The organism is Streptomyces sp. NBC_01471, from assembly GCF_041438865.1.
Lineage (GTDB): Bacteria > Actinomycetota > Actinomycetes > Streptomycetales > Streptomycetaceae > Streptomyces.
Genome location: NZ_CP109450.1, coordinates 6,523,337 through 6,548,764, shown reverse-complemented (window position 1 = coordinate 6,548,764; position 25,428 = coordinate 6,523,337). Strand labels below are relative to the sequence as shown.

The 25,428-nt window shown below is 72.2% G+C and carries 21 protein-coding genes and 2 pseudogenes; 11 read left to right on the top strand and 12 right to left on the bottom strand.

The genetic code is table 11. The features are described from left to right. Positions 1 to 38: 38 nt before the first annotated feature. The gene (locus OG285_RS29315) at positions 39 to 575 is read right to left on the bottom strand and encodes a hypothetical protein (RefSeq protein ID WP_371792672.1); all 537 of its coding nucleotides are present in this window, start codon (positions 573 to 575) and stop codon (positions 39 to 41) included. Between the two features lie 340 nt (positions 576 to 915). Here OG285_RS29315 and OG285_RS29310 point away from each other — a divergent pair, with 340 nt between their 5' ends. After that, positions 916 to 2,445, top strand: a complete 1,530-nt coding sequence (locus OG285_RS29310) for an FAD-dependent monooxygenase (RefSeq protein ID WP_371792671.1) — start codon at positions 916 to 918, stop codon at positions 2,443 to 2,445. 107 nt (positions 2,446 to 2,552) lie between these two features. On the opposite strand, the gene OG285_RS29305 is transcribed toward OG285_RS29310, so the two are convergent. Continuing rightward, the gene (locus OG285_RS29305; protein ID WP_371792670.1) at positions 2,553 to 3,710 is read right to left on the bottom strand and encodes an acyl-CoA dehydrogenase family protein; all 1,158 of its coding nucleotides are present in this window, start codon (positions 3,708 to 3,710) and stop codon (positions 2,553 to 2,555) included. 61 nt (positions 3,711 to 3,771) lie between these two features. Here OG285_RS29305 and OG285_RS29300 point away from each other — a divergent pair, with 61 nt between their 5' ends. Beyond that, on the top strand, positions 3,772 to 4,428 hold the full coding sequence (locus tag OG285_RS29300; RefSeq protein ID WP_356829741.1) for a TetR/AcrR family transcriptional regulator C-terminal domain-containing protein: 657 nt from the start codon (positions 3,772 to 3,774) through the stop codon (positions 4,426 to 4,428). A 16-nt stretch (positions 4,429 to 4,444) separates the two neighbouring features. Here the strand turns inward: OG285_RS29300 and OG285_RS29295 are convergent, their stop codons facing one another. From OG285_RS29295 to OG285_RS29285, 3 genes are all read right to left on the bottom strand, one after another. Then, the gene (locus OG285_RS29295; RefSeq protein ID WP_371792669.1) at positions 4,445 to 5,527 is read right to left on the bottom strand and encodes a Zn-dependent alcohol dehydrogenase; all 1,083 of its coding nucleotides are present in this window, start codon (positions 5,525 to 5,527) and stop codon (positions 4,445 to 4,447) included. A 17-nt stretch (positions 5,528 to 5,544) separates the two neighbouring features. Further along, complete coding sequence (locus tag OG285_RS29290; protein WP_371792668.1) at positions 5,545 to 6,939, bottom strand: aldehyde dehydrogenase family protein; 1,395 nt, start codon at positions 6,937 to 6,939, stop codon at positions 5,545 to 5,547. Positions 6,940 to 7,081: 142 nt separating this feature from the next. Further along, positions 7,082 to 7,687: a TetR/AcrR family transcriptional regulator gene (locus tag OG285_RS29285; protein WP_356829747.1), complete on the bottom strand. Its 606-nt coding sequence runs from the start codon at positions 7,685 to 7,687 to the stop codon at positions 7,082 to 7,084. A 101-nt stretch (positions 7,688 to 7,788) separates the two neighbouring features. Between OG285_RS29285 and hmgA the strand changes: the two genes are divergently transcribed. The 6 genes from hmgA (at position 7,789) to OG285_RS29255 (ending at position 13,926) form a co-directional block, all read left to right on the top strand. Beyond that, entirely contained in the window at positions 7,789 to 9,144 is a 1,356-nt protein-coding gene (hmgA, locus tag OG285_RS29280) for a homogentisate 1,2-dioxygenase (protein WP_356829749.1), read from the top strand. A 72-nt stretch (positions 9,145 to 9,216) separates the two neighbouring features. Then, entirely contained in the window at positions 9,217 to 9,966 is a 750-nt protein-coding gene (locus tag OG285_RS29275; RefSeq protein ID WP_356829751.1) for a GntR family transcriptional regulator, read from the top strand. Positions 9,967 to 10,090: 124 nt separating this feature from the next. Beyond that, positions 10,091 to 11,203: an SPFH domain-containing protein gene (locus OG285_RS29270; protein ID WP_356829753.1), complete on the top strand. Its 1,113-nt coding sequence runs from the start codon at positions 10,091 to 10,093 to the stop codon at positions 11,201 to 11,203. Between the two features lie 12 nt (positions 11,204 to 11,215). Next, on the top strand, positions 11,216 to 12,397 hold the full coding sequence (locus OG285_RS29265; protein WP_356829755.1) for a hypothetical protein: 1,182 nt from the start codon (positions 11,216 to 11,218) through the stop codon (positions 12,395 to 12,397). A 102-nt stretch (positions 12,398 to 12,499) separates the two neighbouring features. Beyond that, on the top strand, positions 12,500 to 13,723 hold the full coding sequence (locus tag OG285_RS29260) for a type ISP restriction/modification enzyme (RefSeq protein ID WP_371792667.1): 1,224 nt from the start codon (positions 12,500 to 12,502) through the stop codon (positions 13,721 to 13,723). After that, complete coding sequence (locus tag OG285_RS29255; RefSeq protein WP_356829759.1) at positions 13,720 to 13,926, top strand: hypothetical protein; 207 nt, start codon at positions 13,720 to 13,722, stop codon at positions 13,924 to 13,926. The genes OG285_RS29260 and OG285_RS29255 overlap by 4 nt, the downstream gene beginning before the upstream one ends. A 168-nt stretch (positions 13,927 to 14,094) precedes the next feature. Here OG285_RS29255 and OG285_RS29250 read toward each other — a convergent pair whose 3' ends face one another. Together OG285_RS29250 and OG285_RS29245 are read right to left on the bottom strand one after the other, a co-directional pair. Continuing rightward, the gene (locus OG285_RS29250) at positions 14,095 to 14,358 is read right to left on the bottom strand and encodes a hypothetical protein (protein WP_164267539.1); all 264 of its coding nucleotides are present in this window, start codon (positions 14,356 to 14,358) and stop codon (positions 14,095 to 14,097) included. Positions 14,359 to 14,597: 239 nt separating this feature from the next. Next, positions 14,598 to 15,407: an SGNH/GDSL hydrolase family protein gene (locus OG285_RS29245; RefSeq protein WP_356829761.1), complete on the bottom strand. Its 810-nt coding sequence runs from the start codon at positions 15,405 to 15,407 to the stop codon at positions 14,598 to 14,600. 299 nt (positions 15,408 to 15,706) lie between these two features. On the opposite strand from OG285_RS29245, the gene OG285_RS29240 reads away from it, so the two are divergent. After that, positions 15,707 to 16,801, top strand: coding sequence for a DUF5925 domain-containing protein (locus OG285_RS29240; RefSeq protein ID WP_356829763.1), 1,095 nt, complete (start codon positions 15,707 to 15,709; stop codon positions 16,799 to 16,801). A 72-nt stretch (positions 16,802 to 16,873) separates the two neighbouring features. Here OG285_RS29240 and OG285_RS29235 read toward each other — a convergent pair whose 3' ends face one another. After that, positions 16,874 to 17,248 (bottom strand): GntR family transcriptional regulator, encoded by a 375-nt coding sequence (locus tag OG285_RS29235; RefSeq protein ID WP_356829765.1) that lies wholly within the window; start codon positions 17,246 to 17,248, stop codon positions 16,874 to 16,876. Positions 17,249 to 17,397: 149 nt separating this feature from the next. Between OG285_RS29235 and OG285_RS29230 the strand changes: the two genes are divergently transcribed. After that, the gene (locus tag OG285_RS29230) at positions 17,398 to 17,880 is read left to right on the top strand and encodes a DUF402 domain-containing protein (RefSeq protein ID WP_371792666.1); all 483 of its coding nucleotides are present in this window, start codon (positions 17,398 to 17,400) and stop codon (positions 17,878 to 17,880) included. A gap of 67 nt (positions 17,881 to 17,947) precedes the next feature. Here OG285_RS29230 and OG285_RS29225 read toward each other — a convergent pair. Beyond that, positions 17,948 to 18,523: pseudogene (locus tag OG285_RS29225) on the bottom strand (class I SAM-dependent methyltransferase); the annotation flags it as partial. A 317-nt stretch (positions 18,524 to 18,840) separates the two neighbouring features. Between OG285_RS29225 and OG285_RS29220 the strand changes: the two are divergent. Beyond that, positions 18,841 to 19,842 (top strand): annotated as a pseudogene (locus OG285_RS29220) (lytic polysaccharide monooxygenase). Between the two features lie 65 nt (positions 19,843 to 19,907). On the opposite strand, the gene OG285_RS29215 reads toward OG285_RS29220, so the two are convergent. The 3 genes from OG285_RS29215 to OG285_RS29205 form a co-directional block, all read right to left on the bottom strand. After that, positions 19,908 to 20,768: an alpha/beta fold hydrolase gene (locus tag OG285_RS29215; RefSeq protein ID WP_356829771.1), complete on the bottom strand. Its 861-nt coding sequence runs from the start codon at positions 20,766 to 20,768 to the stop codon at positions 19,908 to 19,910. Between the two features lie 162 nt (positions 20,769 to 20,930). Beyond that, positions 20,931 to 21,926, bottom strand: coding sequence for a hypothetical protein (locus OG285_RS29210; protein ID WP_371792665.1), 996 nt, complete (start codon positions 21,924 to 21,926; stop codon positions 20,931 to 20,933). Then, positions 21,923 to 25,360 carry a DNA polymerase III subunit alpha gene (locus OG285_RS29205; RefSeq protein WP_356829775.1) on the bottom strand — a complete coding sequence of 1,146 codons (3,438 nt, stop codon included), beginning with the start codon at positions 25,358 to 25,360 and terminating at the stop codon, positions 21,923 to 21,925. The genes OG285_RS29210 and OG285_RS29205 overlap by 4 nt, the downstream gene beginning before the upstream one ends. Positions 25,361 to 25,428 lie beyond the last annotated feature (68 nt).

Sequence of the window (25,428 nt, the reverse complement as noted above, 5' to 3'; positions counted from 1 at the left end):
GCGGCCGCCCGGGAGGGCTCTCGCGAGGGTGCGGCAGGTCAGTCCTCGTCCGCACCGGACAGGGCTTCGGTGACCATGCGGGTGGCGAAGTCGGGGTCGTCGGTGATCCGGTTGATGTGCTCCGCGAGCAGGAAGGCGGTGGCTTCCAGTGGGTTCATCTCCTCCGCGGTCCAGTCTCCGTACTGTTTGCGCCACAGGCTGGGGCTCAGTCCGGTGCCCGCGGCGACGACCAGGCCCGCCATGGTGGGGATGGCCTCGGGGCGGATGCTCCTGGGCATCATGCGCATCGTGGTCACGAGGCTGGGCACCACGTACTCGATGACGTCCTTGTCGTGTTCCTCGTGCGCCTGCCGCAGCCACGTCATGAACATGAAGATGAGCGTGCACGCGCCGTCCAGCACGTCGTTGGCCCCTCTGGGCCCCAGTGACGCGGTCAACCGGTCGACCAGTTCCTGTTGTTCGGGGTCGGCCTCGGTCCGGCCGGCGTGGATTTCCTTGAGCCGGGAGTCGATCATCATGAGCGCTGCGCCCACATCGCCGACGGGAGCGTGTTCGGGATCGCAGGGTGATGACACAGGATTCCTCCTCGGACGGCTGCCGGCGGGCGTCGCGGCTGTCCATACGGTAGACGTCCGATGAGGCGGGCGCAGGCGGCTTGTCACCTTTTACGTCGATGGGGTGGAACGATCGCCGATCACCGGCGCATCCCCTTCCCCGAGCGTGCGAGGGGCCCGATAACGTCGTACTGCGTCATCAGGAACCGTGCATCCCCCGGAGTGGTCCGCCGGAGTGGTCCGCGTGAAAGACGGGCTGCTGAGCGGCCCTTCCCCCACCCGTGCCGCGGCTGACAATCCGGAGTCGGCGGACGCCGGGGCGCCACGAATCCCCGAACACACGCGAGCCAGGAGCGCCTTGATGGATTTTGACACCGACGTCCTCATCGTCGGAGCCGGCCCGGTCGGGACCTGGCTGGCCGCCGAGCTCGCCGCCACCGGGGTCGGCGTCCGGCTGCTGGAAGCCCGTACTGAGCGCTCGACCTGGTCCCGGGGCCACACCGTTCAGCCGCGTACCCTCGAACTCCTCGACACCCGCGGCCTGTCCGAACCCCTGCTCGCGGCAGGACGGATCAGCGACTCCTGGCACTTCGCCCTGGGGCAGACCCGGCTCGACTTCACGGGCCTCCCTACGCGGTACCCCTTCGTATTGCTCAACCCGCAGGTCGGGACCGAGGAGTTGATGGAACGCCGGCTGCGCGAACTCGGCGGCGGGGTGACCCGCCAGTGCCGGGTCACCGGATTGCGGCAGTACCCCGACCGGGTCGAGACGGAGATCGAGACCCCGGCAGGCCCGGGGCGGCTGACCGCACGCTACGTGGTCGGCTGCGACGGCGCGCACAGCACCGTCCGCACCGCCGCCGGGATCCCCTTCACCGGCACCGAGAACATCACCACCACCCTCAGCGGAGACGTCGTTCTGGAGGATCCGCCGCCGGACGGGGCGCCGATCCTGTCCTGCGAGGCGGGCGTCCTGCTCACCATCCCGCTGCCGGAAGGCCGTCACCTCGTCGGCGTGCTCGACCACGCGACCATGCACGGGACACCGCCCTCCCCGGTGCCCTTCGCCTACCTGCGCGCCGCCGTCGAACGGGTGGCAGGCACCGACCTCGGCATGCGCGATCCCCGGCGGATCGCCACGGTGGGGGATGCGGGAAAGGTCGCGGACGCCTACCGCGCCGGACGGGTGCTGCTCGCCGGGGACGCCGCCCACATGCACTACCCGATGGGCGGCCAGGGCCTGAATCTCGGCGTCCAGGACGCGCACAACCTGGCCTGGCGGCTGGCCGCCGTCCTGCGCGCGGGGGCCGCCGACAGGGTGCTCGACGACTACACGGCCGAGCGCCGTCCGGTCGGCGCGGCCGTCCTGGCCGACGTCCGCGCCCAGGTCGCCCTGGTCACCGCCACCGGTCTGGACGGCTTCACCCTGCGCCGGCGCTTCGACACCCTGCTGTCCGAATACCCGGCGCTCAACCACGACCTCACCGCCCGGCTGTCCCAACTCGGCGTCCGGTACGGAGCACTCGACGGCTCACACGACGACGACCGGCTCGTCGGCACCCGCGCCCCCGACCTGGCCTTCGCCCCCACGCCCGACGGCGCCGGCCCCCGACGGCTGTTCGAAACCGCACGACCGGGCCGGTTCGCTCTCCTCGACCTCACCGGTGGCCGCCTCCGTGCCGACCGGGCGATCGCGGCCGCCGGCCTTCACGAGCTGGCGGGTACGGCTTCCGTCACCGCCGAACCCGACGCGAACCCGCCGATGGACCAGGACCTGGCCAGGTCCTGGTCCACGGTCCCGGCCGCGTTGATCAGGCCGGACGGCCACACCGCCTGGATCGGCGACGACCCGGGCCATGCCGTGGACACCCTGAAGTCCCTGCTGTTCTGAGCAGGGACGGGTGAGCAGGGGCCAGTCAGCAGGGGCCGGCTCCGGGAGTCCGTGCGGGCACGGGTACGCGTCCCGAACGGCCGGAAGCCGGCCGGAAGGCGAGCGGGTCAGAAGGCGGAAACCCCGGTGAGGGCGCGGCCGATGACCAGTTTCTGGATCTGGCTGGTGCCCTCGTACAGCGTCATCACCCGGGCGTCGCGCAGCAGTTTCCCCGCCGGGTACTCGTCGATGTACCCGTAGCCGCCGAAGACCTGGAGGGCGTTGTTCGCGGCCCGTACGGCGGCCTCCGATGCGAAGAGCTTCGCCTTGGAGGACTCGGTGGCGAACGGCTCGCCGCGGTCGATCAGGTCGGCGACCCGCCAGGTGAGCAGCCGTGCCGCGTCCACGTCGACCGCGATGTCGGTGATCAGTTCCTGGATGAGCTGGTGGTGGGCGATCGTCCGGCCGAACTGCTCGCGCTCGGTGGCGTACTTCACCGCGCAGTCGAGTGCCGCCTGCGCGATGCCCACACAGCCGGCTGCGACCGACATCCGCCCCTTGGCCAGCGCCGACATGGCGACCGTGAATCCCTTGCCCTCGGGTGCCAGCATCGCCGAGGCCGGGACCCGTACGTCCTCCAGGACCAGCTCGGCCGTGGCCTGGCCGCGCAGCCCGAGCTTGCCGTGGACGGTGCGGCGGGTGAGTCCGGGGGTGTCGGTGGGGACCAGGAACGCCGAGATGCCCCGGTGGCCCGGGGCATCGGTGGACCGGGCGAAGAGCAGCACCACATCGGCCCAGGTGCCGTTGGTGATGAACATCTTGGAGCCGTTGATGAGGTAGTCGCCGGAGCCGCCGTCCCGGACGGCCTTCGTCGTGAGGTTGCCCGCGTCGGAGCCGGTGCCGGGCTCGGTGAGGCCGAAACAGCCGATGAGGTCGCCGGAGGTGAGACCGGGCAGCCAGCGCCGCTTCTGCTCCTCGTCGCCCCAGTGCGCGACGGTCTTGGCCACCAGGCCCAGCGAGACGGAGACGATGCCGCGCACCGACGAGTCGCCACGGCCGAGCTCCTCGGTGACCAGGCAGTACGAGAGGTGGTCGCCGCCGGAGCCGCCGTACTCCTCGGGCACGGTCAGTCCGAGGAAGCCCAGCGCGCCGAGCTTGCGCACCACGGAGCGGTCGACGCTCTCCGCCCGGTCCCACTCGACGACGTGCGGGGTGATCTCCCGGGCGACGAAGTCCTCGGCGAGCCGCCGTACCGCGGACTGCTCCTCACTGAGCTCCAGGTTCATGGGGCACCTCATTTAAATTAGCACTGCTAGTTTCTGAGTGGCAGGCCCTACTATGTGCGCCATGGCCCGCCCACGCAAGCCCCTCCTCAGCAGGGAGCGCATCGTCACGACCGCGAGCGCGCTCGTGGACTCCGAGGGGCTCGCCGCCGTCTCCACCCGCCGGCTCGCCGCCGAGCTGGGGGTCAGCGGGCCCTCGCTCTACAACCACTTCCGCACCAAGGACGAGATCCTCGAAGCGGTCGCCGACGCCGTCTCGGCCAAGGTCGACCTGTCGATGTTCGACGAGACCGACGGCCGCGACTGGCGCACCGCACTGCACGACTGGGCCGTCTCCTACCGGGCAGCCCTCAGCGACCACCCCCACATCGTCCCGGTGCTGGCCCGCGGCCCCGGACGGCGCCCGGCGGGGCTGCGGGTGGCCGACGCGGTCTTCGGCGCGATGGTCCGGGCGGGGTGGCCGCCCGCCCAGGCGACGTACATCGGGGCGCTGATGCGGTACTTCATCACCGGCTCGGCGCTGGGCTCCTTCGCGCGCGGCTTCGTCGACGACGAGACGGCCTACGACCCGGCCGACTATCCGCACCTCGGCCAGGCGCATCTGCTCGCCGAGCACCGGCAGAAGGTCGACAACGGCGCCTTCGAGACCGGGCTCAGGGCGCTGGTGGACGGTCTGGCGCTGCAGTTCGAGGCCGTGCGGCCGGTCCGGGACGGCGGCTGACAGCTGCGGCCGGGCGCTACTCGAAGACCACCAGCGCCCGACCGCCCCTGCCCGCCAGCATGTTCTCGAACGCGCCGGGGATCCCCTCCAGGCCGATCCGCTCCGTCACCATCGCTCCGACGTCGAGCCGGCCCGCCCTGATGTGCCCGGCGAGCACCGGCAGGTCCTGCGCCGGATCGGAGTTCCCGTAGACACAGCCGGAGAGCGTGCGGCCCCAGTGGAAGAGCTCCAGGGCGTTGAAGGTGACCTGCTGGTCCTTGCCGCCGATGCCGACCACGGTCGTGCGGCCGCCGCGCCGTGTCGACTCCCAGGCCGTACGGATCGTCACGGCGCGGCCCACACACTCGACCGCGGCGTCCACGCCCTGGCCACCCGTCAGCCGGCGGATGTCCTTGGCCGTCGTTTCGGACGCCACCACGAACTCGGTGGCGCCCGCGGCCCGCGCCAGTTCCTCCTTCGCCGGGGAGACGTCCACGGCGATGATCGCCGACGCACCCGCGATCCGCGCGGACTGCAGCGTCGCGAGGCCGACCCCGCCCGCCCCGAAGACCGCGACCGTCTCCCCCGCGCGGACCCGCGCCGAGTGGTGGACCGCGCCGTACCCGGTGAGGACCGCACAGCCCAGCAGCGCCGCATCGGTGAGCGGGATGCCGTCGGGCACCGGCAGCACGCAGTTCGCGGCGACGACCGTCTCCTCGGCGAACGCCGCGACGTTCAGGCCCGGGTGGAGTTCGGTGCCCTCGTGGGTACGGGCGTGGACGCGGCCCGCCCCCGACAGCGCGTCGGCGCAGAGCCACACCTCCCCGAGCGAGCAGGCGTGGCACTTCCCGCAGGACGGCGCCCAGTTGAGGACGACACCGTCACCGGGGGCGACATGGGTGACGCCCTCCCCCACGGAGAGGACGGTGCCGGCGCCCTCGTGGCCGAGGACCGCGGGGACCGGCACCCGCATGGTGCCGTTGGCCAGGGAGAGATCGGAGTGGCAGACCCCGGCGGCGGCGAGCCGGACCCGGACCTGGCCGGGGCCGGGTTCGGGCAGTTCGATGCCGGTGATCTCCAGAGGGGAACCGATGGCGGACAGGACAGCGGCGCGGACCATGTGCGGTGCTCCCGGGCTCAGAACTGAAGGGACTTGGTCTGGAGGTACTCGGCGAGGCCGTGCGAGCCGAGCTCGCGGCCGACGCCGGACTGCTTGTAGCCGCCGAAGGGCGCGAGCGGGTTGAAGCGGCCGCCGTTGATGTCGACCTGGCCGGTGTCCATCCGCCGTGCGAAGGCCGCCGCCTCGCTCTCCTCACCGGCCCAGACCGCGCCCCCGAGGCCGTAGACGGTGCCGTTGGCGATGCGCAGGGCGTCCTCCTCGTCCTCATAGGCGATGACCGAGACGACCGGGCCGAAGATCTCCTCCTGCGCGATGGTCATGTCGGGGGTGACATCGGCGAAGACGGTCGGACTGACGTAGTACCCGCGCTCGAAGGGCGCCTCGGGGCCGCCGGCGACGAGCCTGGCCCCCTCCTCTACGCCCTTCTCGATGTATCCGCGGACGCGGTCCAGCTGTTTGGCGTTGACCAGCGGACCCATCCGCTCGCCCGGGGTGTACTTGGCGGCAGCGGCGGCAGCGAGCCCGACCGCCTCGTCGTACTGGTCGCGGTGGACCAGCATCCGGGTCCAGGCGCTGCACGTCTGGCCGGAGTTGCCCATGACGTTGGCGACGCCGACACTCACCGCCTTGGCCAGGTCGGCGCTCGGCAGGATGACGTTGGCGGACTTCCCGCCGAGCTCCAGGGCGACGCGCTTGACCGCCGCGCCCGCGACCGCGCCGATCTGGCGGCCGACCGCGGTGGAGCCGGTGAAAGAGACCAGGTCGACGCCGTCGTGTCCGGCCAGCGCCTGTCCCGCGACCGGCCCGACCCCGGTGACCAGGTTGAACACTCCGGCGGGCAGCCCCGCATCCGCGGTCGCCTCGGCGAACAGCTGCGCCGTCAGCGGGGTGTCCTCGGCCGGCTTCAGGACGACGGTGCAGCCCGCGGCGAGTGCCGGGGCCACCTTCGCGACGATCTGGTGGAGCGGGTAGTTCCAGGGGGTGATCGCACCGACGACGCCGACCGGTTCGGAGAGGACGGTGGAGTTGCCGACCGTCTCCTCGAAGGGGTGGGCGGCAGCCAGTTCCGCGTACGAACCGGCGACCAGCGGGGGCACGCCCGCGTGCACGAGCCGGGAGAACTTCAGGGGTGAGCCCAGTTCGGCGGTGATGGTCTCCGCGATCTCGTCCTGGCGCGCGACCAGCACATCGCGCAGGGCCCCGATCCTGGCCGCGCGTTCGGCGGGCGCCGTCGCCGCCCAGGCCGGGAAGGCCGCACGGGCCGCCCGCACCGCCGCGTCGACATCCTCCGGGGTACCGGCCGGGACATGGCCGATGACCTGCTCGTCGGCCGGATTCACCACGGCGATCGTGTCCCGGCCCGCCGCGGGCCGCCACTCGCCGCCGATGTACATGCCGTCGTGGGCCTTCATCGCACTCCTCCAGAGCCTGCCGGTGTCGCTGTGCCGCACCGCCGCGGTGCCGGGCGGTTCCGGGCGGTGACCGTCACCGCCCAAACTAGCGATGTTAGTTTTCCGGCGCCAGGGCCCCCGGGCGGAGCGCCCCCGGACAGGCTCAGTCCAGTACCGGACCGAGATACGCGTGCAGCAGCTCCCTGACCTCCCCGATCAGCCCGGCGTCCCCCGACGGCTCAGCGCGGAAGGCGAGTTGGAGCAGCGCGTCGGTCGCCTCGACACCGACGAGCACCTTGCGGCGCAGTCTGCCGTCGGCGGCCCTGCCGAGATGGGACGCGAGAAGCTCGGTGAGACGGTCGGCGACCTTCGGATTGGGTTCGTCCAGTGCCGCCGGGCCGCCGAAGTCCACGAACGCGAAGCCGGGCACCGTCCGCCGCATGGCGAGGTACTCGTCCAGCACGGCGTCGACCACCCCGCGCCAGTCCGCTGCCGGAAGCGCCGTGAGCCGTTCGGTGATCCGGGCCGCGTAGCCGTCCAGATTGCGCTGCGCCAGGGCGTCCACCATCGCGCGCTTGTTTCCGAAGAACCGGTAGACGGAGCCGATGGGCACGCCCGCCCGCGCGGCGACGGCGCGGGTGGTCAGCCGCTCGTAGCCGTCCTCGTCGAGGATTTCCGCGCACGCGTCGAGTATCCGGGCCAGCCGTTCGGCACTGCGCTGCTGTACGGGGACGCGCCGGAGCGCGTGCGGATCGGACATGCGCTCCATGATGCCCCTGTGCGCGGTCGCCCCCGGTTTCGCCCCGTTGACGCGCGGTAAGCGCAATCCTACTGTTGTGCATAGGATTCTTTCGGCACCGGGAGCGAGCGATGACGACCACCGAGCAGGCCAGAGAGATCGAGCGGGCCAGGGAGACGGCCGACGCCCTGGTGTACTCCCCGGGTTTCGGTAATGAGCACAGCACGGAGGCAGTGCCCGGCGCCCTGCCCCATGGCCGGAACTCGCCGCAGCGCGCCCCCCTCGGGCTGTACGCGGAACAGCTCAGCGGCTCCGCCTTCACCGAGCCCCGCGCCCACAACCGGCGCTCCTGGCTCTACCGGATCAGGCCGTCCGCGGCCCACCCGCCCTTCGTGCGCATCGACAACGGAGCGGTGCGCGGCGCGCCGTTCACCGAGACGGTCCCCGACCCCAACCGGCTGCGCTGGGACCCGCTGCCCGAGCCCGCGCCGGGCACGGACTTCCTGGCCGGCCTGTGGACCCTGGGCGGCAACGGCGACGCGAGCCGGCGCTCCGGGATGGCCGTGCACCTCTACCACGCCAACTCCCCCATGACCGACCGGGTGTTCAGCGACGCCGACGGCGAGCTGCTGATCGTCCCGGAGAGCGGCGGGCTCCTCATCCGTACGGAGCTGGGGCTGCTGAGCGCACGGCCCGGCCAGATCGCGCTGATCCCGCGCGGGGTGCGGTTCCGCGTCGAGCTGCTGGACGGGGTGGTCCGCGGCTATGTCTGTGAGAACTACGGCCGCCCCTTCCAGCTCCCCGACCTCGGCCCGATCGGCGCCAACGGCCTGGCCAACGCACGGGACTTCCTGGCCCCGGTGGCCGCCTACGAGGACGACGGCGGCGACGGGCGCCCGGTCCAGGTGGTCAACAAGTTCTGCGGCAATCTCTGGGCCGCGGAGTACGACCACTCGCCGCTGGACGTCGTGGCCTGGCACGGCAACCATGTCCCGTACGTCTACGACCTGCACCGGTTCAATGTGCTGGGGTCGATCAGCTACGACCACCCGGACCCGTCGATCTTCACGGTGCTGACGTCCCCGTCCGACACCGAGGGTCTCGCCGGTGTCGACTTCGTGGTGTTCGCGCCGCGCTGGCTGGTCGGCGAGGACACGTTCCGGCCGCCGTACTTCCACCGCAACGTGATGAGCGAGTACATGGGGCTCATCGAGGGCGCGTACGACGCGAAGACGGCGGGCAAGGGCGGATTCGTACCGGGGGGTGGCTCCCTGCACAACATGATGTCCGCGCACGGTCCGGACCGGGAGACCTTCGAGCGGGCCGGCGCCGCCGAGCTCAAGCCGCAGAAGATCGACGACGGACTGGCCTTCATGTTCGAGACGCGCTGGCCGGTGACCGCGACCGCGCAGGCGGCCGGGGCCGGTCATCTGCAGGCCCGGTACGACGACGTGTGGCAGGGGCTGGCCAGGCACTGGGAGAGTTGAGAGATAATCGGACACCACGGTCGGCCGCCGTCCGGTGCCAGTGGCCGGCCGGCCGTACGTACGGAGAACCACGTGACCGCCTTCGCGCCCGACTCGCTGGTCCTGAACCGCCGGCTGCCCCTCTGGTACCAGGTGTCGCAGTCGCTGCGGGCCTCGATACTGGGCCGCCGTCCGCAGGACCCGCTGCGGCTGCCCACCGAGGAGCAGTTGGCCGGGCACTACCGCGTCAGCGTGCTCACCATGCGCCAGGCCCTCAAGGAGCTGGAGACCGAGGGCCTGATCACCCGGCACCGGCGGCGCGGCACCTTCATCGACCCCGGCGCACGGCCGAGCGCTCCGCGCCGCCTGCTGGGGTCGATCGACGCGATCGTCGCCCAGCAGTCGGGCGAGCGGACGACCGTGCTCAGTCACGGTCCGGTCCCCGTGCCGGGCGAGCTGTCGGAGCACTTCCCCGGTCTGGACGAGATAGTCGACTTCACCCGGCTGCGCTGCGACGGCGAGAGCGGCGAGCCGACCAACTGGGCGGAGAACGCGCTCCGCCCGGAGATCGCGGCCGCCGTCCGGATCAGCGATCTGGAGCGCTGGCCGATGACCAAGGTCCTGCGCGACGAGGCCGGGGTGCGGATCAGCCGGATCACCGACACGATCGAGGCCCGGCTGGCGGACCCGGTGACGGCCGAGCTGCTCCGGGTTCCGCTGCTCTCGCCGATCCTGCACTACACGGGGGTGACCTACGACGAGGCGGGGCAGGTCGTGGATGTGGCCCGGATCCGGTACCGGGGCGACCGGTTCTCCTTCTCGGTGACGGTGGAGGCGCCCTGATCCGGCGCCCCGGGCGGTGCGGGTACGGGCCTGTGGACGGCCCGGCCGGGGCGTCCGAACCGGTTGCTATCGTTCCCGGGCGGGTCAGGAGAGGCACGCGAACGAGAGCGGGGGAGGTTGTCCCATGGGGCTGTTCGACAGCATCCGCGGAGAATTCATTGACATCGTCGAGTGGACCGACGACAGCCGGGACACCATCGTGTGGCGGTTCCCGCGTCATGACAACGAGATCAAGATGGGCGCCAGGCTCGTCGTACGCGAGTCGCAGACGGCGGTCTTCGTCAACGAGGGCCGGATAGCGGATGTCTTCCAGCCCGGCACCTACACACTGGAGACGCAGAATCTGCCGCTGCTCTCCACGCTGAAGGGCTGGAAGTACGGGTTCGACTCGCCGTTCAAGGCCGAGGTGTACTTCGTCACCACCCGCCAGTTCACCGACATGAAGTGGGGCACCCAGAACCCCGTCATCGTCCGCGACCCCGAGTTCGGCATGGTGCGGCTGAGGGCTTTCGGCGCCTTCGCCGCGCGGGTGGTCGATCCGGCCGCGCTGCTGCGCGAGCTGGCGGGCACCGATCCGCAGTTCCGCACCGAGGAGGTGCAGGAGTATCTGCGTCAGCTGATCGTCGGCAAGCTGGGCAGCGCGCTGGCCAACTCGGGCGTGCCGATGCTCGATCTGGCGACCCAGCAGGACGTCATCGGCGTGAAGCTGGCGAGTGTGCTCACCCAGGAGCTGACGCCGGTCGGTATCGCGGTCCCCAAGTTCATCATCGAGAACATCTCGCTGCCGCCCGAGGTGGAGCAGGCGATCGACACCCGCTCCCGGATGGGCATCGCGGGCAATCTCGACCAGTACACCCAGTTCCAGGCGGCCGACGCGCTCGGCGCGGGTGCGCGGACCCCCGGCAGCGGTGTCGGCGAGGGCATGGGGCTCGGCCTGGGAATGGCCGCCGGTCAGCGGATGGCTGCGGGGCTCGCCCCGCAGCAGTCCGCGGCTGCGCCCGCACCGGCGGGACCGCCACCGCTGCCGGCGCAGGAGCAGTGGTTCGTCGGCGTCAACGGCGCCCAGCAGGGCCCGTACGACAGCGCCGCGCTGAGCGGCCTGGTGGGCGCCGGCACCCTGACGCGCACGACGCTGGTCTGGAAGGACGGGATGTCGGGCTGGCTTCCCGCCGACCAAGTGCCCGGAATCGGCGGACTCTTCGGGTCCGTTCCACCGCCGCTCCCGCCGCAGGGCTGAGGCAGGGCGACGATGACCACCGACGATCAGTACACGGGTGCCTCCAACGGACCGGCCGCGGCTCCGAACACCGGCTGGGGCACCGATCCGGGCACCGGGCCCGCCACGCCCGGTGCGGCTTCCCTCTCCTACCCGTGCCAGGCGTGCGGCGCCACCGTGGAGTTCGCTCCGGGCTCCGGCGCGATGCGCTGCCCCTACTGCGGCCAGGAGCAGGCCGTCACCTCCGTGCCCCGCCAGGTGCGCGAGCACAGCTGGGACGAGCTGGCGGCGCTGCCCGCCAAGCCGCGGGGCTCCGTGCCCGCGGGGGTGCGGGCCTACGTCTGCCCCGGCTGCGGCGCTCACACCGAGACCGACGACCTGTCCGCCCGCTGCCAGTTCTGCGCGACCGCGCTGGTCGCGGAGCCGGACGCCACCGAGCGCGTCACACCCGAGGCGGTGGTCCCGTTCGGCCTGGACCGCAACAACGCCCGTGAGGCGCTGCGCAAGTGGACGTCGTCCCGCTGGTTCGCCCCCTCCAGCCTGAAGAAGGTCAGCGAGGCGGAGACGTTCAAGGGCAGCTACCTGCCGCACTGGACGTACGACGCGGAGACGGTCTCCGACTACTGGGGCCAGCGTGGTGAGTACTACTACGTGACGGAGACGTACACGGCGGAGGAGAACGGCCAGACAGTCACCAAGACCCGCGAGGTGCGCCACACCCGCTGGTACCCGGCCGCCGGGACGGTCAGCCGCGACTTCGACGATGTGCTGGTCGCGGGGACCAACCACGTGGCCACCAAGCAGCTGGACAAGCTGACGCCCTGGCCGCTGGAGGAGGCCAGGCCCTTCCAGCCGGAGTACCTGGCCGGTTTCCAGACCGTGCGGTACGACGTGGAGCCCGAGGACGGGCTGGTGACGGCCAAGGAGCGGATGGCCGAGGTCATCACGGGCGACTGCCGGTCCGACATCGGCGGGGACGAGCAGCGGGTGCACTCGGTGGACACCCGGTACTCCGGGCTCACCTTCAAGCTGATGCTCCTGCCGGTGTGGTTCCTGACCTATCTCTACGCGGGCAAGAGCTGGCAGGTCATGGTCAACGCACGGACCGCCGAGGTCATCGGCGAACGCCCGTACAGCAAGGGCAAGATCGCCGCCGCGGTGGTGGCCGCCCTGGTCGTCATCGCGGTGATCGTCCTGCTGGTGGTCAGGAAGTAGAGCCCGGCCCCGGCCGACGGCAGGCGTGAAGGGGGGAGCGGGGCAGGGCCCCCTACGCCCCCTTTCTGCGTGCCCGGCCTGATCCGAACGAGAGGCCCTAGCATGCGGACCGTGACGGATGACGCTCCCCTGCTCGACGATCTGATGCCCTGGTCGGTGGGGTCACCGCGGCTGGGGCGCGACTGGGTGGCGGCGCCCGACGCCCGTTCACTCAGGGCCCGCTGGGACACCCTGGTACGGGCCACCGGCCCGGAACGGGAGCGGCTGTTCCGCGCCACCAGGTCCAGGACGCCGGACAGTTCCGTCCCCGCGCTGCCGGGACAACCCACCGGTACGGGCCGCTTCAGCCGTGAGTCGGGCCCGTGTCCCGCACCGGTGCGGCTCGGCTGCGGCCCGTTCGACGAGCAGTGGCTGATTCCGGACCACCGGCTGCTCGACGCCGCCCGCCCGGAGCTGTGGCGGGTCGCCGACGAGCACCAGCTGTTCGCCGTCGAACAGGCCGGAGCCCCGGGAGACGCCGCCGCACGGGACACGGAGCCGGCCCTGCTGGTCTCCGCCGTGCTCCCGGACGGCCGTTCCCCGGCGGGCCGCCCCGGCCGGATCAGGCCGCTGTACCGCAGGCCGGGCGGCGCCGAGCCCAACATCGCACCCGGGCTGACGGAGCTGCTCACCGCGCGGTACGGCCAGGACGTCACCGCCGGACAGATACTCGCCTGGGTGGTGGCCGCGGCCACGCCGGTGCCGGGCGGCTGCGCCGTACCGCTGCCGGCCGACCCGGAGCTCTGGTCGTCCGGGACGGAACTGGGGCGGGAGTTGCTGCGGATCCAGCTGCGCGGGGCGCGCGGCGGTGACCGGCCGAGGCTGCCGGGCGGCCACAGACCCTATGTGCGGGCCGCCGTCCCGCCCCGGCCGGACACCCTCACGTACGACCCGGGCGATGAGGCGCTGCTGCTCGGAGACGGGCGCATTTCACCGGTGCCCGCCGAGGCATGGGACTTCACGGTGGCCGGTGTCCGGGTGCTCGACCTCTGGTTCGGGCGCAGGACCGCTCCGGTGGAGCCCGGCACCTTGGCGGCGCTGCGCCCGTCGGGCTGGCCCCCGGAGTGGAGCTCCGAACTGCTGGAGCTGATCACGGTGCTGGCCCTGCTGGCCGGACTCCGTTCCGGCCGGAGCGAGTTGCGGCGGAGGCTCACAGCGGCCCCGCGTATCGGGCGGAGCGAACTCGAAGCGGCGGGCGTCCTCCCGGCCCCGGCTGCGGCCCGCCGCCCGGCGTCGGTGCTCGACCACCACGAGGAGGGCCCGGAAGGACAGTTCGCCCTGGTGTGAGCCGTCGGGTCCGGCCCCTGCTCCGGCTGGTTCCTGTCCGGCCGGACAGGACCTGCCCGTCGGCGGCCTCGGGGAGAGTCGCGGGCCAGCCGGGCAGCGCCACCTTCATCCTTCCGCTGCTCTCCGGCGGCTCCGCGGTGTTCGTTCCGCTCGCGGTCCACCGGTACGCGCACGGCGAGGACCAGGGCCGGGGCGGCGCGTGACGAGGCAGGCGGGGCCGGGCCGCCCCGGGCCGGTCGGCCAGCGGGCTGGGGAGGACCCGCGGACGGACCGGGCTTGCCGACGGACCGGGCTCGCCGAGACAGGGTCGCCGACGGGAAGGGCCCGTCGGACGGGGGCGGGGGCCGGTCGTTCCTTTCGGTTCGGAGGCTTCAGCCGCGGCTGCCGAAGAGCGAGCGGCGCAGCCGTCGCAGCGGGGCGAAGAGCTTCACCCGTGCGCCTCTGCCCGTCCTGGAGTGTGCGACGTCACGCGAGGTGAGCTCACGCATCAGGGACGTCGCCTCTGCCGACTCGCGCTGCGGGACCACAGGGCCGCCGAGCACCGAGAGATGGCGGTCGAGGCGCGAACTGGTCGCACCGCTTCCGCATGTGATCGCAGGCACTCGTGGCCTGCTGCGCACTGTTATCTGTTCCATGTCACTCCCCACCCGTACGAGGGCACCCGGCCCGGGGCACAGTAACCCTATCGCCCCTCGGAGGCACCCGTGTATCCCGGGCGCCGGATTCACCTCTGTCATACGGAGGTTGACGGTAACCCTCCGAATATATCTGATTCCAGGGTGAGTTGACCGGCCCCGTCCCGCCCCGCCGTACAGGCGGACGGAGCCGGACGGAGGCCCCGGATTCAGGGCCTCCTCCCCCTTGACGTCGCGCGTCAGTCCTGCGCGGTGAGCACGGGCAGGTAGCCGCCGGACTGGCCGGCTGCCGTGGGGTGGTAGGACTCGGTCAGATTGAGGATGTTCACGCTGTGCAGCCAGCTGTCGGACGAGCAGATCTCGTGTCCGGAGAAGGCGGAGGTGACATCACCGAACGCGAAGCCGTGGTCGGCGGCCCGCTTGGCGGTCACCGCGTTGAGGTGGTCGGACGCCGAGTTGATCGCGCCGCGCTCCTTCTCGCTCAGCCCGGCGACGCAGCTGCCGTTCAGCTGGTAGAAGCGCGGATAGCCGAGCACGACCACGTGTGCGGAGGGGGACTTGGCGTGGATCGCCGCGTAGACCTTGTCCAGCAGGCCGGGCAGCGTCGAGTCGATGTAGGTGTTGGCTGTCGCGAGGGCCGCGAGACAGGTCGCCTCGGACTTCAGCACACAGGTGGTCATGGTGTCGGCGAAGCCCGCGTCGTTGCCGCCGATGGTGAGGGAGACCAGGCCGGTCGAGGCGTTCAGCGCGGAGAGCTGACTGGAGAGAACGTCACTCGTACGAGCACCCGAGCAGGCGACGAAGGCGAACGAGGAGGGCGAGTGGGCAGCCGCCCACAGCTTCGGGTACGCGAGGCTGCTGCGCTTGCAGTCCCCGCTGGCGCTGTCGTAGCTGCCGGATCCGACACCCGCCGAGTACGAGTCTCCGAGGGCCACATAGCTGGTGGATGCGGCCGGTTGGGCAGCCTGAGCCGCGCCCGCCCCGGTGAGGGCGAGTCCGACGGCGAGCAGAACAGAGGATGAGAGAGTCACAAATCTGGACAATTTCATGGAACCTCCCTGAGCAGGATTTCCGCCACGTCTGTCGTACCAGCCCACGGCCACCTTCTGGAAGTGTCCATGCCAAGTATTCGGCGCATCGACGGCTTCCGGTCGCCTGGTCGCCAGTGAAGCCCGGCACTCGGCGGCCCGGGGGGCAAACGGCCGTGATTCACACGTTCGGTGACACGACGTCAGTGGGCCGGAAGGACGGACGGCGGTCCCGCCCCGGCAGAAGGCGGGGAGAACGCGTGGAGAACGCGTGGCACAAAGGACGTGCACGGGCCGCCCCGGTGCCGGATCATGGGCGCATGTCCGCAAACCCTGAGGCATCCCTGCCGATCCGGCTCAACGTCGACGACAGCGATTCGCCGTCCGATGTCGTGGACGCGCTGTTCCTCGGCCGCTTCGCCACGGGCGAGCAGCCTTACTCGCACAGTTCGTCGATCGACCGCGTCAAGAAGGGACTCACCCTGCTGCCGCCCGGCGCGACCGTGTTGCGCGCGGCCCGGGACGACGACCGCAGCGCGACGCTCGCCGAGGGTGAGGGGTGGACGCTGCTCGTCTCGCGCTGGAACCGCGGCGCCGATGTCACGGTCACCGCGGTCAGCGAGGAGCTGGCGGCGAAGGTACTGAAGCAGTCGACGGACGACGCGCAGGACGAGCCCGAACCGCAGCCCGAGAACGTCGCCATGGGGTTCTGGTACGTCTCCCCGCGCCGCGGTCCGCACCGCACCACCCGGCAGATCGCGGCCGGCACCTGGGAGGAGGTGCGGGCCAACTACACCGCACCGGTGGCCGATGCGCTGGACGGCCTGATGAAGGTCACCCCCGACGACATCTCGGGCCGGCTGCTCCTGCTGCACGGTCCGCCCGGCACCGGGAAGACATCGGCGCTGCGCACTCTGGCCCGGTCCTGGCGCGACTGGTGCCAGGTGGACTGCGTGCTCGACCCGGAGCGGCTGTTCAACGACGTCGGCTACCTGATGGACATCGCCATCGGCGAGGACGACGGCTCGGCGAAGGGCCGCTGGCGGCTGCTGCTCCTAGAGGACTGCGACGAGCTGATCCGCGGCGAGGCCAAGCACACCGCGGGGCAGGCGCTGTCGCGGCTGCTGAACCTCACGGACGGGCTGCTGGGCCAGGGCCGCAACGTCCTGGTGGGCGTCACCACCAACGAGGACCTGGAGCGGCTGCATCCCGCCGTGGTGCGCCCGGGCCGCTGCCTGGCCCGGATCGAGGTCGGCCCGCTGACCCGCTCGGAGTCGACGGCGTGGCTGGGCACCGAGGAGGGCGTGGGCCGGGACGGCACCACGCTCGCCGAGCTGTACGCGCTGCGGCGGGGCGCGGGCCCGGCGTCCGTCCCCGCGCAGGAACGGGGCGTGGACGCGGGGCTGTACCTGTAAGGGATACGCGTGACCTGTACGGGGCCCGCGTGACCCGTACGGGATCGGCGCGCGCGTCCTCCGCCGCCCGGGCTACTTTCCGTAGACCGCCCGCAGCGCGTCGTCGACCGCGGTCCGGGCCGCATCCGGAGCGAGGCCCAGCCGGAGGGCGCGCTCGGCGAAGGTCCGTGCCGCCTCCGCCGCCTCGCGTTCCGCCGCGTCACCGGCGGCCGCCACGAAGGTGCCGTTGCGCCCGCGCGTCTCGATCACCCCGTCCGCCTCCAGCGCCCGGTACGACTTGGCGACCGTGTTCGCGGCGAGGCCGAGCTCCTCGGCCAGGCCCCGCACCGTCGGCAGCCGGTACCCCGCGGGAAGCTTCCCCGAGCGGGCCTGTCCGGCGATCTGGGCCCTCAGCTGCTCGTACGGGGCGGTGGCGGCATCCGTATCAATGGCGATCTTCAGAGTCACCCCGCGATTCTCCCCCACGGAGGACGGCCCTCAGGGCGGCACCCGGCCGAAAAGGGGAGGCGGCCCGCCGGTGTCCGCCCGTAATCTGCGACCTCGGTCGGACAAGGGTCCGGACAGGACCTACGGGATCCGCGCGACGGAGGTACGGCATGTCAGGGAGTCCGGCCGAGCTCACGGTCGTCCTGCTGAAAGCGGGCAGCACCAAGATCCGCTATCCGGCGACGGTGGTCTCCGACGACGGCACCAGGGTGACCGTCCGGGCGGAGTGGGCCGGCGCGGGCGTACGGGACTTCGGGTTCGTACGGTTCGAACCCGGTGACGTGTTCACCGAGCACTACTGGCGCGACCGGTGGTACGCGGTCAAGGAGGTCCGGACCGGAGCCGGGGAGCTCAAGGGCTGGTACTGCGACGTGACCCGGCCGGCCGAGGTGCGCGGAGGTGAACTGGTCGTGGAGGATCTGGACCTCGACCTGTGGGTGTCGGTGGACGGGGCCGGGATTCTCCGGCTGGACGAGGACGAGTTCGAGGCGAGCGGTCTCGCCGGGCGGGACCCGGAGGCGGCACGGCAGGCTGTACAGGCCTTGGACGAGCTCGAACTGCTCGCCGCCCGCGGCCGGTTGCCGCACGCCTGACCGTACGGCGAAGCCGGGGGCCGGGGTTCGTCCGCCCGGCCCCCACCACCCCTCCTCAGCCGTCTCAGGCCAGCGCCACCAGGACATAACGCTCGTCGTCGACCTCTTTGCCCCAGAGAGCCGGGTCGGCCGAGAGCAGTTCGTGGTGCACGGACTCGGTGAGCGGGTCGAGAGCCGCCATCAACTGGCCGGCGGAGAGCCCGACGCCGCCCCGGACGCCCTCCACCAGCACCAGCCGCCCGCCCGGGTTGAGCAGTGAGCACCAGTGCTTGAGCGCCGCCTCGAAGTCGGGCAGCAGCCAGACCACATGGCGGGCCAGCACCACGTCGAAGGTCCGCTCCCCGACAGGCGGCAGTGCCGCGTCGCCCACCAGCACCTCGGCGTCCGCACCGGCCAGTTTGGTCCGCGCCCGCTCGGCCATCCGGGGGGAGAGGTCGACCGCGGTGACCCGGTGCCCCTGCCCGGCGGCGAGCAGGGCGAGGCTGCCCGTGCCGCAGCCGACGTCGAGGATCTCGGCCCGCTCCCCCGGCAGCCATCTCTTCAGCCGCGCCGCCCATGCGTCGCGCACCCCGGTGTCGCGCAGGCCGTGGTCGGCCTCCTCGTCGAAGGTGGCGGCGGCGGCATCCCAGTTGATCGTCATGATCCGATGCTCTCAGTTCCCACCGCCAATCCGGCTGATCACATGCCCGGCGAGACACACGTGTATCTCCGTGCGGTGCTCGGGGAGTTCGCAGCCGTACGGCGGGCGCGGCGCCTGTTTCCCCCGCACCGGCGCGTTCGTATACAACGCGTTCTTAACCGTCACTCAGCGGCTCCTTAACCGCGTCATAAAGATCGCCAACAGGCCGTCTCCGGCGGCGTTTCCGCAGTTCCGGCGGGCTAGCGTGCTGAACGCCGGGCCGGGGTCCACCCCGTGCGCCGGCACCCCCACGCACCCGTTCGCCGAAGGAGTACGTCCTGATGACCGTTCGCCGCAAGGCCGCCGGTATCGCCGCTGCCGGCATCGTGCCGCTCGCGCTGACCGGGCTGGCCGCCACTCCGGCCGCCGCCCACGGTTCGATGACGGACCCGGTCAGCCGGGTCGCCGCCTGCTACGCGGAAGGACCCGAGAGCCCGGACTCCCCCGCGTGCAGGGCCGCCGTCACGGCGGGCGGCTCGCAGGCCCTGTACGACTGGAACGCGGTCAACATGGCCGGCGCCGGGGGGAAGTCGAAGGAGCGCGTCCCCGACGGCAAGCTGTGCAGCGCGGGCAAGGACGAGTACAAGGGCCTCGATCTGCCGCGCGACGACTGGCCGTCCACGAAGATGGCGGCGGGCAGCCACACCTTCCACTACCGGGCCACCGCACCGCACAAGGGCACCTTCGCGCTGTACATCACGAAGGCGGGCTACGACCCCACCCGGCCGCTGACGTGGTCCGATCTGGAGCCGGAGCCCTTCGCCCAGGCCACGGACCCGGAGCTGAAGGGCGGTGAGTAGGTCTTCGACGGCACGGTCCCCCAGCGGACAGGCCGTCAGCTGATCTACTCGGTCTGGCAGCGTTCGGACAGCGCGGAGGCCTTCTACACCTGCTCCGACGTGGTCTTCGGCCAGTCGGCAGGCTCCATGGGCGGCCCGGCCGCCGCGCCCACCGCCTCCGCCCCGACCGAGCAGGAGATCGCTGACGGGGCGGACAGGTCCAGCATGCCGGTGCACCACGGCACCGGGGCCATGAAACCGGCCGGCGAGGCCACTGCGAGTGCTGCCGCGGGTGCCGCCCCGGGCACCACAGGAGGTACGGACACGCCGCAGGCGCAGGGCGGCCGGGCGGCCCCGGTCACGGCAGGCGGCGAGCACCTCGCCGAGACCGGCGGCGACAGCGGTACCCCGTATCTCGCGATGGCCGGCGCGGCCGCCGTGGCGATCGGCGCCGCCGCCCTGTTCGCGGGCGTCCGCCGCAAGGCGGGCCCGGCGAACCGCTGACCGTGTTCCGGCCCGGTGTTCCCTCCCGCCCGGGGACGGGAGGGGGCGCCCCGCCGTTCTGCGCCCTAACCGACGGCGGAGGCGCAGGTGGTGGGGGTGGCGTGCGCGGGGTCGAGGGCGTTGGCGACCTCGTGGTAGGCGATCTTGTCGGTCAGACCGATGGTGACGTGCTCGGAGAGGTCGGCGGCGCACTTGTCCTGGAGCAGCACGTTGTTGACGTCCGGGCCGCTGAGGAACTGCGTCTTGTAGGGGGTCACCACCTCGTCGTACTTGGTGGCGATGACGGTGTAGTGCACGCCGGGCACCGTGTCGGGCACCGAGTTGAGCTTGGTGACGAAGGGCGAGCCGGCGACCTGGTCCGTGAGGCCCGGTGCGCCCTTCTTGAGGATGTCGGCGGCGCCGGGGAAGTACGGCAGGAGTTTGGTGAGGCCCGACAGGGTGGTGCCGTGGTTGTCGGGGGCGATGCCGGTCATCGAGTTCACCTTGGCCGCCCCGCCGAGGAACTTGATGTAGTAGTTCGGCATCATGCCGCCCTGCGAGTGGCCGACGATGTCGGCCTTCGGGGTGCCGGTCGCCGCGAGCACCTTGTCGACGAAGGCGGAGAGCTGGGCGGCCGACTGCTCGATCGGGGCGAGCCCGTCGAAGAGGGTCTCGCCGGGGAGCTGTCCGTAGTCGAGGGAGAAGACGCAGTAGCCGCGGTCGACGAGGTACGGGGCGAGCACCAGCCAGTTGTCGGTCGCGTTCCCGAGAGTGCCGGGGACGAGGACGACCGGCCGGGGGTGGGCAGCCGACGGTTTGCAGGAGTAGTTGTTCCATCCGCTGCTGGGGGCGGCGGCCTGCGCCGTCGTGGCGGCGGGGACCGCGGCGGCCGTGACCGCCAGCGCCAGTGCGGGGAGGGCTCCGAGCGCACGCTTCCAGGGCATCATCGAGTGATCTCCTTGCGACTCAAGGGAGTGACGACGGATGTTCGCCCTGCGGCCCGGACCACAAGAATGTTCTGCTCACGCCAAATTACGCGCGAGTAAGGTAGCGGGGGAAGTTACGCGCGGGTAAAGAACTGATGGAGGATCAGAAACCGATCTTCGCGATCACCGTACAGCGGGCCGCCGTGCGGACCGCTCCGTACGGCAGGTGTGTCGCCGGTCCTGCGTGGCCAGCGTCCCCGGCACGATCGCCCCGGGCCCGAACCGTGCCCGCGCCCGGTCGGCGACCGCCTCGATCCGGCGTGCCTTGTCGTCGGCGGGGTCGAACATCAGCTGATGGGCGGCGTGCTCGGCCGGGGTCAGCCCCTCGGCGCGCAGCGCGATCCCGCGCACCCTGGCGCGCTGGAGCCCGAGCGAGTCGTGGATCGCGTACGCCGCGGCGGTGAGCGCGGCCGAGTGCGCGGTGCGCTCGTGCAGGGTGCGGCCGCGGGTGGTGGTGGACCGGTCGGCGTACCGCACGGTGAGCGTCAGCGAGCCGCACACCTGTCCCTCACGGCGCATCCGGGCGCCCAGTTCCCCGGTGAGCGAGAGCAGGGCCCCGCGCTGCCGGTCGCGGTCCAGTTCGTCGCGGGGGAAGGAGCGTTCGGACGAGGTCGAGCGGGCGGCGGCGTTCGGCACGACCCGCGTACGGTCGATACCGCGCGCCCGCTCCTGGAGTTCGCGCCCCGCGCGCGCTCCGGCGATCCGCTGGAGGGTGGCGAGGGGCGCGGCGGCGATCCTGCCGATGGAGTCGAGTCCGTACGAGCAGAGGGCGCGGGCCAGCTTCGGCCCGACCCCCTGGAGCGCGGCGGCCGGTTTGTCCGCGAGGAACTCCCGGGCGTCACCGGCCACCAGCGTCGTCCCCGGCCGGGCCTCCCGTGCGGCCATCCGGGCCAGCAGCGGATTGGCGCCCACCCCGATCGCGCAGTCGAGGCCGTGGTGCGCGAGCGCCCGTACCCGCAGCAGCGCGGCGAGTTCGGTGGCGTTCCGCCCGAAGTACCGCTGCGCTCCGCGCACATCGATGAGCGCGGCGTCGGGCGGGAAGGCCTGGACCACCGGGGTGAGGTCCTCGATCAGGTCGAGCGGCAGGGCCTCGGGCGTGAACCGTACGGAGAGGATCATCCCGCGCTCCCCTGGCTGGAGTGCCAGAGCTTGCGCCCGGTGGCGTTCGGGTCCCCGGCGGGCCTGAGGTCCGCCCAGGGGTTCATCTCGTAGCCGGTGGAGAGCTGGATACGGCGGCCGTCGCCGCCGGGCTCCTCCTGGCCGCCGGGTGCGGGCGCGGCCAGGGCGGCGGCGACGGCCTCAAGGCCGCCCGTACGCCGCAGTTCCACCAGGTCGGCCAGATTCCAGGCCGCCGAGCCGACCACGCTGAGGCTGCGCGGCCCGCGCCGCTGCACGACTCCGCGCACCAGCAGCAGCCAGGAGTGGAAGACGGTGTACGCGCACGCGGCGTGGCTGTCGTCGAAGAAGGCGAGGTCGACCAGGCCCGTGCCGTCGTCCAGGGTGGTGAAGACGACCCGGCGCCCGGAGCGTACCGGCGGGGTCTGGGTGGCGGCCTTGGCGCCCGCGACCAGGACACTCTGCCCGTGCTCGGCGGAGCGCAGCCGCTGGGCGGAGAGTGCGCCCAGTTCCTTCAGGAAGGCGTAGTGGTCCTCCATCAGGTGGCGCGACGAGTCCATGCCGAGGATGCCGAGCTCGGCGCTGAGCCGCTCGGTGTCGCTGAGGTCGGGCAGCCCGGCCGGAGCCGTCTTCCGCCCCTCGCCCAGGGCGAGTTGGCCGCTGTGCGCGGACCCGCCGCTGCCCGCGTGCAGCTCGGAGATGTGCAGCAGCAGGTCCCTGCGGTTCGCGCCGAACGCGTCCAGCGCGCCGACCTGGGCGAGCCGTTGGGCGACCGGCTTCCCCGGCCGGGCGCGCTGCCAGAAGTCCAGCAGCGAGGAGTAGGGCTGCCCGGCCTCGATCCGTCCGGCCTCGGCCTCGCTGATGCCGTGGACGTCGGACAGTGCGAGACGGACGCCAAAAGTACCGGACACCAGTTCGATACGGTGTGCGACCGCCGACCGGTTCACATCCAGCGGCAGCACCGGGACCCCGCGCCGCCGCGCGTCCGCCAGCAGCAGCCGCTTCGGATACATCCCCGGATCGTGGGTGAGCAGCCCCGCGTAGAAGGCCGCGGGATGGTGCGCCTTGAGCCAGGCGGACTGGTACGTCGGCACGGCGAAGGCCACCGCGTGCGCCTTGCAGAAGCCGTACGCGCCGAACGCCTCGATGATCTCCCAGGTGCGCGCGGTGACTTCGGGCGCGTAGCCCCGTTCCGCGGTCGTCCCGGTGAACCAGGCGCGGATCCGCCCCTGCCACTCGGGGTCGGACAGCCGGCGCCGCGCCTGGTCCGCCTCGTCCCGGCCGCAGCCCGTCATGATCCGCAGGATCTCGATGATCTGCTCGTGGAAGACGACGACCCCGTACGTGGCGCTCAGCGCCTCCGCCAGATCGGGGTGCGGGAAGCGCACCGGGGCCCGGCCGTGCCGGGCTTCGATGAAGGGCCGCACCATGTCGGCGGCGACCGGCCCCGGCCTGAAGAGCGAGATGTCGACGACCAGATCGTCGAAGGTGGCGGGCTGCAGCCGTCCCACCAGGTCGCGTTGGCCGGGTGATTCGATCTGGAAGCAGCCCAGCGTCTCGGTGGAGCGGATGAGTCCGTACGTCGCGGGGTCGCCGGCGGGCACCTGCGCGGGGTCGTCCAGGTCGAGGCGCTCCCCCGTGGCCCGGCCGATCTCGGCGACGGCGTGGGCCATCGCGGACTGCATCCGCACCCCCAGCACATCGAGCTTCAGCAGCCCCAGGTCCTCCACGTCCTCCTTGTCGAACTGGGACATCGGGAAGCCCTCGCCGCTGGTCGGCATCACCGGCGTGCGCCGCAGCAGGGAGGCGTCGGAGAGCAGCACCCCGCACGGGTGCATGGCGATTCCGCGCGGCAGCGCGTCGAGCCCCTCGACCAGCTCCCACAGCCGTCCGTACTTCCCGCCGTCCCGCTTCGACTCCTCTGCCACGGCGCGCAGTTCGGGAAGTTCCGCCATCGCGGCGCGGGCGTCGCGGGCGCGGATGTGCGGGAAGGCCTTGGCGAGCCGGTCGGTCTCCGCCGGGTCCATGGACAGGGCGGCGCCCACGTCCCGTATCGCGTGGCGCACCCGGTAGGTCTCCGGCATGGCCACGGTGGCGACCCGCTCGGCGCCGAAGCGGCCGATGATCGCGCGGTAGACGTCGAGCCTGCGGGCCGACTCGACGTCGATGTCGATGTCGGGCAGCGCGAGCCTGCGCCGGGAGAGGAAGCGCTCCATCAGCAGCCCGTGCTCGACGGGGTCCGCGTTGGCGATGCCCAGCAGATGGTTGACGAGGGACCCCGCGCCGGAGCCGCGGGCCGCGACCCGGATGCCCATCTCCTTCACGTCGTCCACGACCCGGGCGACGGTCAGGAAGTAAGAGGCGTGGCCGTGGAAGGCGATGATGTCCAGCTCGTGGTGCATCCGCTCCCAGTACTCGCGCCTGCGGTCGTAGCCGCGCAGCACCATGCCGGCGGCGCTGCGGGAGGCGAGCACCCGCTGGGCGGTGCGGTGCGCGGCTCCGACGAGGCGCGGTTCGGGGAAGTGGACGGTGCCCATGCCGAGGTCGTCCTCGGCGTCGACGCTGCACGAGGCGGCCAGGGTTTGGGTCTCGTCGATCAGCCGGTGTGCGGTGTCCCGGCGGAAGCCCGCCGCCTCGGCGATCCGCTCGGCGGTGCGGAACATCTCACCGGCGTCCTTGAGCCAGCGCTCCCCGCTGTCGAGGCCCTTGCGCGGGTCGACGGGCACCAGCCTGCGGGCGGCGTCGAGGACATCGGCGACGGGCCCCTGCCCCTGGTCGGCGTAGCGGACGGCGTTGGTCAGCACGGGGCGTACGCCCTGCTCGGCGGCGAAGCCGAGCGTGCGGGCGGCGAGTCTGAGCGAGCCGGGCCCGGTACCGCCCAGCCCGTGGTGGACCGCTTCGAGGCGCAGCGCGTCGCCGTGGACCTCCCGCCAGGGCCCGAGCAGCACGGCGGCCCGGTCGGGGCGGCCGGCCGCGAGCGCCCGGCCGACGTCGGAGTCCGGGCCGAGCAGCACGGCGAGGCCGTCCCCGTGGTTCTCGTCCCAGGGCAGCAGGGGCCGCTCCCCGCCCGCGTGGGCCGCGGTGACCAGCCGGCACAGGGCCGCCCAGCCCTGTGCGCCGTCCCGGGCGAGGAAGGTCGCGCGGGGCGCGGACTCGTCCACGAACGCCCCGCCGCGCACGGGGGCGCGCATCCGGTGCGTGGGCCCCTCGGCGCGCGCCCGCCCGCCGACCGCGAGCCGCGCCCCGAACAGCGGCCGCACCCCGGCCGCGGCACACGCCTTGGCGAAGCGGACGGTGCCCGCGAGGGTGTCCCGGTCGGTCAGCGCGATGGCGTCCATGCCCCGCTCGGCGGCCCGCTCCGCGAGCCGTTCCGGGTGTGAGGCCCCGTACCGCAGGGAGAACCCCGAGACGGTGTGGAGATGCGTGAAACCAGGCATTCGCCGCACCTCCTGCTCCGATGATCCAGTCCGGTCCTGACCTTCTTCTCCACCATAGACCACTTTCG